Genomic DNA, 16,318 nt, shown 5'->3' with positions numbered 1-16,318 from the left:
GTGCGCTCATCTCTGCTTATCGCACTTTTGTAGCTAAATGAAGTTCATAAGGTTAAGTAGAGTTTCCTCTTATTTTCTTAATCATTTTTCCCCTCCTTTCGCTGCATTTGCGCCAGATGGATACGGTTTTTGCTATGGAAGACCTTACGATAGGGTCTGGTTTTTCTTAGTGTTTGGAAAAACCTTGCTTTGTTGCCATTAGTATTTGTTGAAGCTCCATAACCCACTTGCTCAGGGACGAACTCGAATTCTTCTTCTTTACGTCGCTTACTAAAGTAGAGTCCGAGCGCTCCGATTGCAGCTAGACTTATCATGAGATAGAGAAATTGATTTCCACTCCCACCTGCAAAGGGTAAGATAAAGTTTGTAACCGTAAGTTGCGTCGTGGCTGTCACATAATCACCACTTGTTGTTTGACCAGAGTTGATAAAGTCGCCCACTGTGTTGGCACTTGGACTTGCTGTTGCTTTCCAAGTCGTATAGTCCGCAGCTCCTTGAGCAGTTAAAGCATAATACTTTTCACTATAAGTCCCCACGACCAATTTGTTTTTGGGTAAGTTAACGGTCATGTTGTTTACCCAGACGGTATTACCTGTGCTGTCTGTGATAATCACCCCAACCGGAACATTATTGACAGCTGCAAAAGCATTAGTCCCATCAGCATTTGTCGCGCTAAGAACATCCGAGCTTGGGTTATAAGAGCCGGCTTTAGGAATGATATGCTGATTATTTGCCGAAATAGTCGTTGCATCAGCGACGGTTAGTGTGGTTGTTGAACTTACCGTATATTTTGCCAGATTGATGCTAGACAGGCTTTGAAGAAAGCTTGCGACTGCCGTGTATGTTGACTGTGCTTGGTAAGCCTGAAGACCTAAGTAATTAAGCGCATAGTAAGTTTCTGTGTATGAGCCAATCGGAAGTTTCAAGGAATTTGTCGCATCTCCCCAATAGTTGGTCGTGCCACCTGTGATATTCGTCACGGCATTATAGCCATTGATGGCATAAGGCAGACCATCATCATCTGCACCATCAATATCTGTACTTGCCGTGATGTCATTGATAGGCAGATAGTTCGTTGCTGGGGTTAACGGTGTTGTGCTACTTGTCGAATTAGATGTGATGCTCGTCTGGTCAGAAATCATGTTGACCGTGACAAACTGTGTTGGTTGATTATAAGTCCCAGCAAGTACATAAGGATTTGCGGCAAGAAGAGCCGCAAATGTCGGGTAAGTCGTTCCAGTCCCACCAGCAGTCGTCGCATAGGTATAACCTGTGATGATATAGCGAATTCCTGCAGGATCAGTATAGACGATATTATCTGTCGTCGTCATAGCTATACCGTTATTACTAGCAATATAACTAAACATATTGTCTTGATTATTAGGGGTTACTTGACCTACCACAACACCATTAATCTGGTTCCCAAGCCCATCAAGATAATCGGGGTCAGTTCCTAATACAGAAACTTTCCAAGAAGTTCTGACTGAATATGGCGAGAGTTGAACATAGTATTGATTGTCAGTTGCGACGTAGGTCTGACCTGTTGCAGGGAATACAGCATTGGCACCAGTTCCTGTTGTTCCCGTCCCTGTGGCTATCGGTGGTGGTGTCGCAGAGTTTCCAGCATAGATGGCAGAGATATAATAGCCATAAGGGATTTTATTCGCTGCTGTCGCTGTGGAAACCTTGTTCCAGTCAGTTGGTGGTGTGACGTTTGCTCCTGTCGTTCCACTCGCTGATAGGCTAGTCGGTACCGCTGGTGTATGCTGTGCCGTGCTGACATAACCATAGTTGAAGGTTGCGGTTTGAGCCACAGCGCTAAGCGTGACCGTATAGTTATTGCTTGCTTGACTAGCACTGACTGTCGGGTTAGCCGCTGTGAAAGCTGCCAGTGTTGCTGCAGTTGTCGTACCTGTGTAGGTACTCGTGCCATTAGTGATAGACGTGATGTTATAACCGGCAGGGACAGCTGATGTCAAATCACTGGCATAGTTTTTAAGGAGGGTCGTAGAGGCGAAAGGATTGTCAGTGACGACTGAGCTATCGGTCGTCACAGCAGTTCCTGCTGCGCCATAGCTTTTAGATGCAGGAAGTGTCGCAAGATTGGTGCCAGAGGCCAATGCCCAACTAAAAGTAACGGTCTGTTGGCTCGGAGTATAAGTCACGTTCACTATATTAGGATTTGTTGAACCTTGAGCGACAGCTTGAACCTTTGTTGCAGCGGTATTGGTTGAACTTGCAGGATTCGTTGCAGAAATGACCGTATTCGTAGAAGAATTGGCATTATAGCCTGCCGGCGCTGCTGGTGCTAGAAAAGTATAACTATTGCTATCGGGACTACTTGTCGTCGGAGCAACAAGCGATAGTCCAACGGTATCCCCGACATTCGCCGTGATTGTGCTCGGACCCATACTAGGAATCGCTTGACCTGTCACTTTGTTCAAATAATTGACAGGAACCGGAGCTGTGACTCGGCTTGCAGTGAGCGTCGTATTCGTATAGGTCATCGTAGATGTCCAACCGCCTGCCGAAGCGGCAAGTCCTACCTGCATTGAAGCGGGCAAGGTAAGATTTGGCCAAGTGACGGTGTAGGTGCTACCGCCTGTTGTCAGTGCATAACTTAGCGAACCTGTAGTAGTCCCAGTAGTTGGCGTCCATGTCAAGACATAGCTTTCACCAGATGTACCGTTATAGGTGCCTGTCCCAACAACTGGATTGGCTGTATTATTTGTAGAAGCAGACGCTTGTTTAAGACCATTCGCCCCTGTCTGAGAAATACGAATCTGCCAGTAAGAGCCTCCTGTCCAGTCATTATTGGCAACAGTTTGTCCATTAATTGTCTCTGTACTAGCTAGAGGATAAATATCACGGCCTGCAAAGATTGCATTGGCCGTCCCTTCTGTCGGAAGGATACCCGTTCCCGTTCCTCCTGCATTGAGACTAAGGGGAGTTCCTGGTGGGAGGAGCATTACCCCAAGTGCTGAGGCAACAGAACTATTAGTACTTGTCGTTATCTTGCCTGACAGTGTTAGGCTTTGAGTCATATCAAGCGGTTGATTAAAAAGACTGACCGCATTGGTTTGTGTTGTGGCTGCAATCGCAGTCCAAGTCCCACCTGACCATCCGCCACCTGCGGTGGATGTCCCCGAACCATAGCCCGCTCCTGTTAGCTTTGAGGTCGTCCAGTTTGTTGCAGTAGATACGTCTCCTGCGAGTACATTATTATTGTTCGTACTAGCCGGACTATTGGGAACTAAAGTTCCTGAGCTGGAAGTCGCCGCATGTACTATTTGTTCTTGTCCATGCTGAAGTAGGGGAATTGAACCAATATCTCCTGCAAGAAGACTAAAGGCCATAAAAGCATAAACCCATTTTTTCCCCGATTTCCAAGTACGGAAGTGAGTCACTTGTACTTTATGACTGGTTTTATAACCTTTTTGGTGCTTAGAATAGTACATGTCCGATACCTCACTTTCTTAAATCTTTATTCCTTAGTCGTCTCAAGTTGTTTAATGATGAAATCCTGAAAATTCCTTCCTGTCTTAAGGTCATTTTATCATTGCAATAATGTTTCATCAAGTAAAGCAGAAGCAAGCATTTTAACAAAATAAAAATCTTTCTAGCATTGTAATATTATTTTTTTGACTAAAAAATTGATTTATTATTTAAGGCTTTGAAAACAAAAGAGCTTTGTATAGCTGTATTCCATAGACTTTAAGCAAAAAACAAAAACCGTTCATTTTAAAGAACGGTTTTTATATGTCTTTTTCACTTGTAATATAACGTAATAATTTCGCGTAGGATTTTGGACCTTAATCTAAAAAATATGAAGTTTTTAGTGCAAGTTTAGTTTTTATTCTGCAGCCCAAACTTTTGACGTGACGACCTTCATCTTTCATTGGGCTTTTCTCTAATTATTCTTTTATCATATTGCATTTTTAGTGTTTTGCGAAAATCTTCGGCTCCTATTTTTTTTAAAAATTTTAATGTGTCTTGAAGTTGCCTCTTACCTTTTTGTTTATCAACATAATAATAAGCAAAAAAAGATTCGGCATAATTAATAATGACACGACTCATCACATCACCGGGCATAAAGAACTGTTTGGAAATATCGAGCACTTCCTGAGCTTTTTCTTTCCTTCCAGAATCAATACAGTTAAGGATTACTTTATAGAGGAAGCGATAAATGAGCACTCGATAATATAAATCATTCTCATAATAAGATTTATTATAGAAAAAATCTTCTAGAATGTTATCAATTAAATTTTCATTGACTTTATCTCCAATATTAGCAAGAATTGAAAGATCAAATAAGCCCCAAAATTGGATTCCTTTGAGATAATCTTCTATTTCATCAATTTCATCAGGAAGTAAGTGTTGATAAAGTCCTTTAGCTGAATAAGCTACTAATTTTTGTTCATTAGTCCCCATTTGATTTTCTTGATAAATTTCTTTAAGACGTTTAATTTCTCTTTGGTAATAGGCGTGTTCAATCTCATCGAAAATCGAGATATAACTTTCTTGTTCACCATTATTTATCATGATACTGTAGTCAAGAGGGGAGACATTCATTTTTTGAAGCGCAGAGTCTAGTCGGTCAAAAGAAAGCATACTTTTACCATTCTCAAAATTAGAAAGGGTGGATTTCGCAATCCCTAATTCTTCAAAGGCAGATAGTGAAAATCCGTGTTGAATTCTAAGGTCATGGAAGGCTTTCCCATATTTAAAATATACCATTTGTTCTTCTTTCGCTTAAACTAATTTTTTAATAGTATATTTCAAATTCAGGATTTTTGCAATTCTTTTGCTTAAAAAAAGCACTGAATAATCAGTGCTTTTAATTATTTACGTTTACGAGCAATCAAATGAATCGGAGTTCCTTCAAAAACAAAGGCTTTACGAATTTGATTTTCCAAGAAACGAAGATATGAGAAGTGCATCAGTTCTTCTTCATTGACAAAAACAACAAAAGTTGGTGGTTTAATGGCAACTTGTGTTGCATAGAAAATCTTCAGGCGTTTTCCTTTATCTGTCGGAGTTGGATTAATCGCAACGGCATCCATAATCACATCATTCAAAACAGAACTTGAAATACGTAGGTTTTGAGCATGGTGAATTTCTTTAATCATGTCTGGAAGTTTATTCAATCGTTGGCCAGTTTTAGCAGACACGTAAACGATTGGTGCATAATCAAGGAATTTGAACTTTGTACGAATTTCTAATTCAAATTTTTTCATTGTATCATTGTCTTTTTCAAGGGTATCCCATTTATTGACAACCATCAGAATCCCTTTACCTGCTTCATGAGCAAATCCAGCGATACGCATATCATATTCGCGAATTCCTTCTTCAGCATTAATGACCATCAAAACGATATCTGAACGGTCAATGGCACGCATGGCACGCATGACTGAATATTTTTCAGTGTTTTCGTAAATTTTTCCTGATTTACGCATTCCAGCGGTATCAATCATGACAAATTCTTGATCTTCAGAATCAACGAAGTGTGTATCAATGGCATCACGAGTTGTTCCCGCGATTGGGCTTGCAATCACTCGGTCTTCACCAAGAATGGCATTGATAAGGGATGATTTACCAACGTTTGGACGACCAATCAAGCTAAACTTGATGACATCTTCATTCTCTTCTTCAATTTCATTAGGAAGATTTTGAACAATAGCATCAAGTACATCCCCTGTCCCAATCCCGTGAACAGCCGATACAGGATATGGATCGCCGAGCCCAAGTGAATAGAAGTCAAAAATTTCCATTCGACGTTCTGGGTTGTCGACTTTATTGACGATAAGAATGACAGGTTTATCTGTACGATAAAGAATATTAGCAACTGCTTCATCGGCATCAGTAATTCCTGTTTCTCCATCAACGACAGCGATAATAACATCTGCTTCGGTCATGGCGATTTCGGCCTGTGCCCGAATTTCAGTCATGAAAGGTTCATCTGAAAGTTCAATCCCACCGGTATCGATGATGTTGAATTTACGGGTTAACCATTCTCCTGTGGCATAGATACGGTCACGAGTTACACCTGGAATGTCTTCGACAATTGAGATGCGTTCTCCTGCAATACGGTTGAATATCGTTGATTTTCCAACATTTGGACGCCCAACGATGGCGACTGTAGGTAAGCTCATATTTTTATTTCTTTCTTTGTTTACTTATTGTTTGAAAAATTATGATAGTTAAGCTAAAGATGTTGTAATCTAAAGACCATATAATTTTATAGTTCAGTTCTGTGATTAATTTTAGATAATTTCAATCCCAAACAGGCTTGTAAAAAATGGGGCTTGACTAAGACTTATCTTCATGTTTTTAGCCAGTTGAGGCGTAACTTCCATGCGTTCAAATTGATTCGTAGAAAAATCAATTCCTGAAAGTACTGTTTCCCAAAAATTAGCCGCTTCTAGTTGATTTTTTAGAAGTTCAACATTTTTAAAATTACAGGCAGTGAAGAAAGTTTCCTTAGCTTCATTTTCTAAAAAGCGAACGGCTTTTAATGTACTTCCTGAAAAATTGGCATAAGTCAATAAATTCTCTGTAAATTGAACATCTTGCAAATGACTTTCCGTAAAATCAGTGCCTAATAATTTACAGGATTTAAATACTGAACGATAAATGCCAATTTTATTGAAGTTCAGATTGGATAAATCACATTTCTCGAAAACGCAATCTGTAAATTCACTGATCGTGTTGTCAGTAAATTCAAAGGTTGTGTTTTTGAAAGAACAACCAGAAAAAATGGTCCGTTGGCTAATCGTCAAAGTCTGATCAGTAAATTCTGCTTGATAGACTTCTCCATCAGTAAAATCTTGGCTGCTCGCTGCTTGAAAAGTTGTAGGAAGTTTTGGTTCTAAGATTTTTTTTAATTTCACAGTAATTTTTTCGCCTTTAAATTTTCTGTTGAGGCTGAAATTTCTGGTTGTCCCCATTGGTCAACAATCCGTTCAGACCATTTATTTAAGCGTCTATTTCCAGCATAGTCTTCTTGAACCTGATCATATTTTTCAATGGTTTCACTCGTTTGCTCAACATACTTTTCCTTAAAAACGGTCGCTTCCAAGGGAAGACGCGGTTTTACTTTGTTCAAACGTGCGGCTTTTCCAAGAGCAATCCCAAAAATAGGATAAGTATAATCAGGCAAGCCTAAAACTTTAGAAATTTCTGAGGATTGGTCCCGAATTAAACCAACCATGACCCCGTTGTATCCTAAAGACTCCGCAGCCAACAGTGCATTTTGCCCAGCAGTTGCCGCATCAACTGAAGTAATCAATAAACTTTCAATTCCTTGAGGTTGAAAATTCCCCTGATGTAATTCGACTGCTTTTTGGGCACGATTTAAATCTCCAACGAAAACTAAATAAGCCGCACAATTTTTAATTGATTTTTGTGGTTGAAATTCATAAATCGCATCTTTTTGATCTTGTGACTCTACAACAATCACAGAATATGATTGAAAATTTTTCCATGTTGAAGCCATTTGAGCCGCTTTCAAGATTTTTTCTAAATCTTTAGACTCAATTGCTTCTTCTGTAAAATTTCTGACCGAAGTGTGATTCATCATTAAATCAATCGTTTCATTTGTCTCAGTCATGTCGTCTGTTTGTTCCCTCCAGTCGCATTTCTTCTGCTAAATACTTGACGCGTTCCATGACACGTTTAGCTGGCCAAACCTCATCAGCACGTTTAGTTTCAGCCAAATGTTGTTCAAGTTCTTCCATTTTTAAATTTGAAGTGAAGAAAGTTGGAAGATTTTCTTGCATTCGGTGTTGTAAGATGACTTGTAAAATACTATCACGCACCCAAGCATTATTTTGTTCTGCTCCAATATCATCTAAAACTAGAACTTGACTAGCTTTTATTTCATTGACCCAGACTTTAGCATTGTCAAAGTCTAAATCCGAAATAAAAGTTGGATAATGAAGTAGAGTCGTCGAAATACCTTTTTTAGCTAATTCATTTGCCATAGCTGCAAGCATGAAGGATTTTCCAACACCGAAATCGCCATAGAGGTAAAGTCCCTTTTTCTTAGGAAAATTGGTAATGAAATCAACTAAAGCTTGATAAGGTTTGATTCTTTGAACATCATCAAGGGCAATATCAGCTAAACTAACTTGCTTTAAATCTTTTGGAAGACCAATAATACTTACACGACGCATCAAGCTCTGAGCAGCTTGTTGTTCAGCTAACTCATTCGTTGCTTGATAAGAAACGTCCGCATAACCATGATTCATAATTAAAACTGGTTCATATCCATCAGCAGCACGTTTTTCCCCTTTTTTAAACTTATCATGTTCACGTACATATTCATAAAATTTCGAGTAAGAGCGTTGGATTTCATCAGAAGTCATTTGATGCTCAGCAATAAAAGCTTGAACATCTGTATTTTTTAGAACTTCTGTGACTAATTTTTCAAAATTTTCTCGAATATCTTGTCGCTTTCCTAAAATATCTCCGATAGATTCCATTAATTTTGCTCCCCTTCCAATTTTTTGAGAGAGTCAAGCCTTATTTTTTCAAGTTTAGCAAGTTCCTCTTGGCTTGTTTTATTTTCATAGTCAGGATTTGACCATTTTGGTGCTTCTTTTTTGATTTTCGTTGAGTGCTTGGTAACTTCAGCCTTAGCCTTAGCAGTTGCTTGTTCTTCTCGCTCCAAAATGCGCTTTACAGCCGCCTCCGCTGTGAATACTTTATTTCTCATCCAATCATTCGCCAAAGCATTGACAAAGTTTGGGCTGAGTGAAGCATTTTTTTGTTGAACCAAAACATAATGAATCAAAATATTTTGAACTTCTGCTGGTAATTTTTGGCGAGTCAAATTAGCTAAAATTTTATGCTCATCAGAGCTGACAAAACCTCCAGCTTGGGTTTTTATCTGACGAATAAATTCATCAGGCTCATGGGCTTTACTGACGACAATCAAATCTGCAAAAACTTTTGGAAATTCTGAAAGTGCGGGTTGTGGTTGACTTGTTGCTGAAAGACTACGAATTAAATGATTCATATTCAAACTCTTATCGGCATTAGCTGTGCGTTCAGCCTGTTTGAATAATTCGTACCAATTGAGTTCAAATTTTTCTGCAAGAGAATAAAGTGTTAATGAATCTTGGTTCTCATTTGATAAACGATAACCTTGGCGTTCCATCAGACTTTTAAATGCCCCCATATCAAATTGGTTCTCTTTTAGTGATTGGTTTGGTGTGGCTTCCCTATCAAAATTAACTTTATAAACTTCATGGAACTTCTTAGAAATTTCTTTCCCTTTGGGTTCCATTGTTTTAGATAAAGCTGTGACACGATTTTCACCAATTCTTGATATTAAAAGTTGTCTATAAAAGTCATCAGCAAGGAAATTTTCAAAATTGAGAGGACTTTTCACTTCAAAATAAAGGCTACTATGGTCATCATAAACTCGAACTAATGATAGAGCTGAAAGTCTGTCAAGTGCCTCAATGAACGGATTAAGTCCGAGATTTAGATACTCCAAAAAATGAGAAATTCGACCCGTTGAGAAACTCAACATCATTTGGTAGAGGGCAAAAGCATCCGTCCCAATAATTGGTAAATAGAGTAGGCGAAAAGTCTCAGCGTCAAAGCTGGTCTTTCCTCGATTAAGCATTGTAAATGAATCTCCTGCTCTCATTTTTCCCTCACTCTAGTTTTACTGACTGTTTTTAATGACAGTTCTTTATCCACCGATTTAATGCTCATTAAGAAATCAGTCTTTATTTTTTAGTAATATTTTTTAGAAGCTCTTCTAATTCACTGACATCTTTAAATGAGCGATAAACACTCGCAAATCGGATATAAGTAATATCATCTAATTCAGCTAATTCTTGCATGACAAATTCGCCAATCACATCTGATTCAACTTCATTACTGTCAAGCTGCCGAATTTTTCGTTCAACATTGGCAACTGTTGTTTCAATATCTTCACTTGAAACAGGACGTTTATAGGCTGAACGAACTAAACCACGAACAATTTTTTCACGGTTAAAAGGTTCGCGTTTGTCATCTTTTTTAATGACTAAAAGGGGCATTTCTTCAATACGTTCAAAGGTTGTGAAGCGAAAACCACATGATTCGCAGACCCGGCGGCGACGAATCGCATCTTCGGCTTGTCTTGAATCAACAACTTTTGATTCTTCAGAAGAACACTTTGGACATCTCATATTATTCTCCTTAGTTTAGATAATAAACTGTTATTAGTCTTACTGACAGAAATTTTCTATTATTAAAAATTCTGTCAGTAACTTTTTTAATTATTGTTAATGATGGAATCGTCAGCTGCGCTGACAATCCCTTTATCTTCCAATAAAACACTTTCTGGTCATGTTCTATTGCCGCAAATATTTTAATTTATTTTTTTGGTAAAAATTTTGCTTCTAGACGATAAATCACTTGCCCTTTTTGTGAAAACTTTTGTTCATATTCAGTCATCACATTTTGAGGAGCAAATTCTTCATCTTGGTGTAAATCTAACCAAACTTTTTTTAGCTCCATGCCATAGTTTGCTAAAGAAACTAATGAGTATTCAAACAAGCCTCGGTTGTCCGTTTTGAAATGTATTTCACCTTCTGGACGTAAAATCTTTTCGTAAGTTGCAAGAAAAGATTTATAAGTCAAACGACGTTTTTCATGTCGTCCTTTTGGCCAAGGGTCAGAAAAGTTCAAATAAACTTGATCAATTTCACCGTCAGCAAAATATTCGCTCAAAGCTGCCCCATCAACGAGCATCATTTGGACATTTGGTAAATCGGCTTCAATCGCCTTATCTAATGCATAAGATAAAACTGATAACTGCATATCAATTGCAATGTAATTAATTTCAGGATGCAAAGCAGCCATTCCTGTAATAAAAGCACCTTTCCCACAACCAACTTCAATGTGAATTGGATGGTCATTGCCAAAACGTTCTGACCAACGTCCTTTAAAGTCTGCTGGATTTTCAACTACGATATGTGCGTTTTCAGCAAGCATTTCGCCTGCTCCTTTACGATTTCTGACGCGCATTTTTACCTCAATTTGTTTTATTTTTATTGGAAAATCAGTGAATCTGACTCTCCTTTTGTTTGTTGATTTTGATTATTCAATTATAAGCCAAAAAATAGGAAGGTCCAAACCCTAGCCTATTTTTACTAAAATAATTCACAAAATTTACGAAGTCCCAAGATTTCTTGGTTTACTTCTTTCATTTTTCCTCTAGAAAGATATTCAGAAATTTGCCGAAGAAAAGAAAGTTTCCCATACCAAGCCACTTTTTCCATAATGTCAGAACGTGGTCTCACACCAGAAGTCATCAGCCATAACGACCAGTTAGTTGGTTTGATATAGTGTGATAAAACATGTGCCATATCAACCATGGAATCTGATAAAAAGACCGTATCCCAATCTACAAGATAAATTTTTCCTGAATTATCATCCACTAGCCAGTTTTTGTGATTGACATCTCCATGAACAACCACGACCTCTTCATTTTTGATTTCAGGAATTTCCTTGCGCATTTCTTCAATAATTCCTGAGAGAAAATGGTTTGTTTGTAAGGCTTCAGTATTTCTGACACAATCCTCTAATAATTGTTCAGGCAAAACAATTTGACTTCCCAATTTTTTATAAGATTCAACTAGTTTTTTTGAGTCATGCAAATGTGCTAAAATATGATTAATCTGACGGTCTTCCATATCCTCAGGACTTAGCGTATGACCATCAATCCAAGGTTGAGCAGATAAGGTGTCTCCTTCAGCCGTCCGTTTTGTCCATAAGACTTTCGGTGTGATTCCTTCCAGATAAATGCTTGGCAAAAAAGGACTACCATTTTTTTTAATAAAAACGCGTTCTTCATCACTTTTCCCAAAAAATGCATTGCCTGAGCCGCCTTTTACAGGCGTCATATCCCAATCAGCTTTCATCATCCTTATCTCCTCCTTTCCTTTAAAATTCTATTAATCATTTTTTGATACATCTACTTTATATCCAAAAATTAAGCGTTTGGATAGTGAATTAGAATAGTTTGAGTCAAAATATCAGCATATTGATATGACTCTGTTGTTTTAGGACCACGAGCTGGGATATTTTCAATAATGAAATGTGTTGCGTAGGCTTCAATCAAGTTCACTTTATGACGATTTTCACGTTTACGACCAAATTGTGAAGTAATTTCAATCGTTTCACCCAAATGTGCTTGAACTTTTTCACGAATATCAACGATTTTTCCTATTTCTTGATTTTGGTTATCCATTTTTTCCTCCAAATAAGATGTAAAAATCGGATTACTCCGAACTTTACCTTATTAATCTAATTTTATCCTTGATTATTTACTTCTTTTTCTAATCTAAGGAACTGTATATCTGCTAAGTTTTCATAATATAAGAGAACATAAAGCTTGTATTTTTTATACTTCGCTTATATTTATAAACAGAATTAGACAATTAATCATATTATAACACGAAACACTAAAAAAAATCTAGTCGCCATATCGGTTATCAATACTTGCAAATTTATTATGCTCTTTAATAAAGAGTAATTCAACTGTTCCACGGCTTCCTGAACGGTTTTTTTCAATAATTACTTCAACTTTATTATCTTCTAAAATTTCTTCACCGTCTTCATCTTCCCCATTGCCACGTTCATAATAATCATCGCGATAAAGGAAGGCTACAATATCAGCATCTTGCTCGATTGATCCAGATTCACGAATATCGGACAAAACAGGTCGTTTATCCTGACGCTGCTCAACACCACGTGAGAGCTGTGATAGAGCGATTACGGGGACTTTTAGTTCTTTAGCTAAAATTTTCAACTGACGAGAAATTTCAGAGACTTCTTGTTGCCGATTTTCTCGTCCTGTTCCAGAAATCAATTGTAAGTAGTCAATAACAATCAAACCAAGATTTCCTGTTTCTTGAGCTAATTTTCTCGAACGCGCTCGAATTTCTGAAATCTTTATCCCTGGTGTATCATCAATATAAATACTGGCCCGAGACAATGTTCCGGTTGCCATAAAGTAGTCATTCCACTCTTGATCATTGAGTTGCCCAGTACGTAAGCTGTGTGAATCAATTGAACCTTCGGCAGCAATCATCCGACTCACAAGACTTTCTGCACCCATTTCCAGTGAGAAAATAGCAACGGTCCGGTCTTGTTTTGTCCCAATATTTTGCGCAATATTTAAGGCAAAGGCTGTTTTACCAACAGCAGGACGGGCTGCTAGAATGATTAATTCTTCTTCATGGAGCCCCGTAGTCATATTATCTAAAGCAGGATATCCAGTAGCAATCCCTGTAATATTTGATTTCTGCTGTGCTTTTTGCTCAAGGTCATCCATGTGAATGGCTAAGACATCAGATATTTTTTTGAAACCATTTGTATTGCGTCCTTGTTGGACATCAATCAAACTTTTTTCTGCTTGAGCTAAAATATCATCCGCTGGCGAATCTTGCTCATAGGCTTTTTCGACTGATTCGGTCAAACGATTAATTAATTGGCGGAGAAGTGATTTTTCGGCAACAATTTTAGCATAGTAGGCCGCATTTGCTGCTGTCGGTGTCGCCGTTGCTAGTTCAGCAATATAGGCTATTCCACCAATCGCTTCTAATTCTCCTTGATTTTCAAGATGTGAACGAATGGTTAGAACGTCAATTGCTTCACGAGCATCAGACAATTTTTCCATTGTTCGAAAAATAATTTTATGAGCATTCTTATAAAAATCATCCGAACTTAGAAATTCTTTAATTTCGACTAATCGTTCACTATCTAAAAAAACAGCCCCAAGAACGGCCTGCTCAGCAGCTAGGTCTTGAGGCGGGGCTTTTATTAAATCAATTTCGGGCATCTATTTTAGGCCTCGCTTATTTTGACTTTAACCACGGCTGTCACATCACGGTGAAGTTTTACTGGTACGTCTTTTGTTCCCAATGCTTGAATTTTGTTAATCAATTGAATTTTGCGTTTGTCCAATTTTAGACCAAATTGACTTTTCAATGCTTTAGCAATATCTGCTTTATCAACCGCACCAAAAGTATGACCGGTTTGTCCAACTTTCATCTTGATTTCAACAACAGTTTCATCTTTTTCAAGCACTTCTTTAAGAGCTTTAGCTTCCGCTAAAAGTTCAGCTTCTTCTTTTTCTTTAGCTTTCGCTTGTCCTTTGACTTCAGAAAGAGCTGCTGCTGTTGCTACTTTTGCCAAATTTTTCTTAATCAAGAAATTTTGAGCGTAGCCAGTCGGTACTTCTTTAATTTGACCTTTTTTTCCTTGTCCTTTAACGTCTTCTAAGAATACAACTTTCATTTTTCATTTTCTCTTTCTTTTAATATTTCAATTAAATCATCTTGTACTTCCTGAATATTCTTTTCATAAATCTGTGTCGCGGCATTGTTAAAATGTCCACCACCACCCATTTGTTCCATTATTGTTTGGACATTAAATCCATTACGAGAACGGGCTGAGATTGAAATATATCCATTTGTATGTTGAGTAATTGTAAATGCTGCGGTGATTCCCGCCATGTCTAGCAATGTGTCAGCGGCTTTAGCTGTTGCTATATTATCATATTTTTCCTCTTTAAGTCCAATGCCTAGAGCAATGCCAGGTAAAATTATTTGTGAATTAAGCACGATTTCATTTGTCTTTTTGTATTTTTCAAAATCAGTTGCCATAATCATCTTAATCAGATCATTGTCTGAACCTCTTGAACGTAAATAAGCCGCTGCTTCAAAGGTTCTTTCAGTTGTTGCTTTTGTAAAGTTTTTTGTGTCCAGTTCAATCCCAGCAAGAACAATACTTGCTTCAATTGTTGACATTTTTCTTTGATTATTATCATGAAATTGCAGAATTTCAACTGTCAATTCACTGGCAGAACTTGCTGATGATTCAATATATGAAAGTAGGGCATGTTCTGGAAAATCATCATCACGTCTATGGTGGTCAATCACCACTAATTTTTCAAAAGATTTATAAAAATCTAGATTTAAGGTTTGACTGGTTTTAGAGTGGTCAACCATAATAAGTAACGAATCTTTTTTCTTGAGCTTTTGAGCGGTTTCTAATCGAACGATATGTGTAAATCCATCAGAAGATTCATTCATTTTATTAATTGCACGTTCAACATCTGGCAATAATTGCTCAGGGTCATAAACCACAAAGGCTTCTTTCCCTGACATATTAGCAAAAGCCTTCATTGCCACTGCTGCCCCTAAAGCGTCCATATCTGTAAATCGATGACCCACGATAAAAACGTCTTCTGACTCAGCAATGATTGTCCGAAGGGCAGTTGAGATAGCCCGTGCTCTTGTTCTACTTTTTTGAGTTCTACTTTCTGAATTTCCCCCAAAATAAACTGGACGAGCCTGCGGTGTATTTTCACGCAAAACAACCTGGTCACCACCGCGTACTTGAGCCAACTCAAGGTTATTGAGGGCAACTTTTCCGATGGTAGGAAAATCATTCCAACCATAAGCCACACCGATAGAAAGTGTCAACGGAATTTCTTTTTGAGCTGAAAGTTCTCTAAATTCTTTGAGAACAGCGAATTTATCATTAATCATTTTTTCAAGAATACGATAATCACAGAAAAAATAATGGCGACTGCTGTTTATTCGACGGAGATAAATTCCATACTTGTCAGCAAATTCTTCTAAAAATGATGCGATAAAACTATTAATCGCTGTTCGACCACTATCAGTAATCAAATCAGTTGCATCATCATAATTATCAACTGAAATCGCACCAATAACTGCACGACTGTCATTAAATTCTGATTTAAAAGCAACTTCTTTTGTGGCATCAATTAAATAAATAAGGTTTTTATCAGAATCAAGTTCTGCAACATATTTTTGCTTACCAATAGTGATATATTGGTCATCACTTGCATTTTTTAATATTTTTTTAATATCATCACGATTAATTACTTTGTCATTCCCTTTAAAAATCATATCAATAAAGGGATTAAACCATTCAGGCTCGAAGGTTTCATTATTGAAACGAATGACTCCAATTGGCATATTATCCAAAGTAGCATTAAGTGAATTTTCTGCTTCATCATTGATTTTACGAATAAAATCTTGACGGCGCAACTGATAATTTCGGGTTTGAGATAGTAAGATGAGCGTAATCACAATATTCAAAATCAACAAATAAACCAAGATTGACCAACGAGTTGCTGAAGCATGGACAACTATGGTTTCAATGATTTGAACAATAACCATTATGACAATAATAGCAAGCGGTGAAAACCGACGGACAAAATTCATAATATTACTCCTATATTCCTCTATTTTAACATAGGACAGAAAAAACTTAAAGA

Annotated in this window: 14 protein-coding genes; all 14 read right to left on the bottom strand. The window is 37.6% G+C overall.

Annotation, left to right across the window (positions count from 1 at the left end; all coding sequences use genetic code 11):
* Nucleotides 1-77: 77 nt before the first annotated feature.
* On the bottom strand, nucleotides 78-3,458 hold the full coding sequence (locus KW2_RS03515; RefSeq protein WP_021036915.1) for a KxYKxGKxW signal peptide domain-containing protein: 3,381 nt from the start codon (nucleotides 3,456-3,458) through the stop codon (nucleotides 78-80).
* A 430-nt stretch (nucleotides 3,459-3,888) separates the two neighbouring features.
* A complete protein-coding gene (locus KW2_RS03510; RefSeq protein ID WP_021036914.1) occupies nucleotides 3,889-4,737 on the bottom strand; it encodes an Rgg/GadR/MutR family transcriptional regulator in 849 nt (282 codons plus the stop codon).
* Between the two features lie 104 nt (nucleotides 4,738-4,841).
* Nucleotides 4,842-6,152 carry a ribosome biogenesis GTPase Der gene (der, locus tag KW2_RS03505; protein WP_021036913.1) on the bottom strand — a complete coding sequence of 437 codons (1,311 nt, stop codon included), beginning with the start codon at nucleotides 6,150-6,152 and terminating at the stop codon, nucleotides 4,842-4,844.
* 111 nt (nucleotides 6,153-6,263) lie between these two features.
* The gene (locus KW2_RS03500) at nucleotides 6,264-6,890 is read right to left on the bottom strand and encodes a pentapeptide repeat-containing protein (protein WP_021036912.1); all 627 of its coding nucleotides are present in this window, start codon (nucleotides 6,888-6,890) and stop codon (nucleotides 6,264-6,266) included.
* On the bottom strand, nucleotides 6,887-7,609 hold the full coding sequence (locus KW2_RS03495; RefSeq protein ID WP_021036911.1) for an NADPH-dependent oxidoreductase: 723 nt from the start codon (nucleotides 7,607-7,609) through the stop codon (nucleotides 6,887-6,889). Before KW2_RS03495 ends, KW2_RS03500 begins: the two co-directional genes overlap by 4 nt.
* Nucleotides 7,602-8,483 carry a primosomal protein DnaI gene (gene dnaI, locus KW2_RS03490; RefSeq protein WP_011835582.1) on the bottom strand — a complete coding sequence of 294 codons (882 nt, stop codon included), beginning with the start codon at nucleotides 8,481-8,483 and terminating at the stop codon, nucleotides 7,602-7,604. Before dnaI ends, KW2_RS03495 begins: the two co-directional genes overlap by 8 nt.
* Complete coding sequence (locus KW2_RS03485; RefSeq protein ID WP_021036910.1) at nucleotides 8,483-9,658, bottom strand: DnaD domain protein; 1,176 nt, start codon at nucleotides 9,656-9,658, stop codon at nucleotides 8,483-8,485. The genes dnaI and KW2_RS03485 overlap by 1 nt, the downstream gene beginning before the upstream one ends.
* 82 nt (nucleotides 9,659-9,740) lie before the next feature.
* Entirely contained in the window at nucleotides 9,741-10,187 is a 447-nt protein-coding gene (gene nrdR / locus KW2_RS03480; RefSeq protein WP_003132469.1) for a transcriptional regulator NrdR, read from the bottom strand.
* Between the two features lie 187 nt (nucleotides 10,188-10,374).
* Entirely contained in the window at nucleotides 10,375-11,028 is a 654-nt protein-coding gene (gene trmB / locus KW2_RS03475; RefSeq protein ID WP_003132468.1) for a tRNA (guanosine(46)-N7)-methyltransferase TrmB, read from the bottom strand.
* Nucleotides 11,029-11,153: 125 nt separating this feature from the next.
* Nucleotides 11,154-11,927: a phosphotransferase family protein gene (locus tag KW2_RS03470; protein ID WP_011835584.1), complete on the bottom strand. Its 774-nt coding sequence runs from the start codon at nucleotides 11,925-11,927 to the stop codon at nucleotides 11,154-11,156.
* A 68-nt stretch (nucleotides 11,928-11,995) separates the two neighbouring features.
* A complete protein-coding gene (locus KW2_RS03465; RefSeq protein ID WP_010905542.1) occupies nucleotides 11,996-12,253 on the bottom strand; it encodes a Veg family protein in 258 nt (85 codons plus the stop codon).
* A 225-nt stretch (nucleotides 12,254-12,478) separates the two neighbouring features.
* A complete protein-coding gene (dnaB, locus tag KW2_RS03460) occupies nucleotides 12,479-13,846 on the bottom strand; it encodes a replicative DNA helicase (RefSeq protein ID WP_021036909.1) in 1,368 nt (455 codons plus the stop codon).
* Nucleotides 13,847-13,851: 5 nt separating this feature from the next.
* Nucleotides 13,852-14,304: a 50S ribosomal protein L9 gene (gene rplI, locus KW2_RS03455; protein WP_021036908.1), complete on the bottom strand. Its 453-nt coding sequence runs from the start codon at nucleotides 14,302-14,304 to the stop codon at nucleotides 13,852-13,854.
* Nucleotides 14,301-16,265 (bottom strand): DHH family phosphoesterase, encoded by a 1,965-nt coding sequence (locus KW2_RS03450; protein WP_011835587.1) that lies wholly within the window; start codon nucleotides 16,263-16,265, stop codon nucleotides 14,301-14,303. Before KW2_RS03450 ends, rplI begins: the two co-directional genes overlap by 4 nt.
* Nucleotides 16,266-16,318: the final 53 nt, after the last annotated feature.

The organism is Lactococcus cremoris subsp. cremoris KW2 (assembly GCF_000468955.1).
In the GTDB taxonomy this organism is placed as follows: domain Bacteria; phylum Bacillota; class Bacilli; order Lactobacillales; family Streptococcaceae; genus Lactococcus; species Lactococcus cremoris.
The sequence above is the reverse complement of the archived record's forward strand: the minus strand, read 5'-3'. Positions and strand labels throughout refer to the sequence as shown.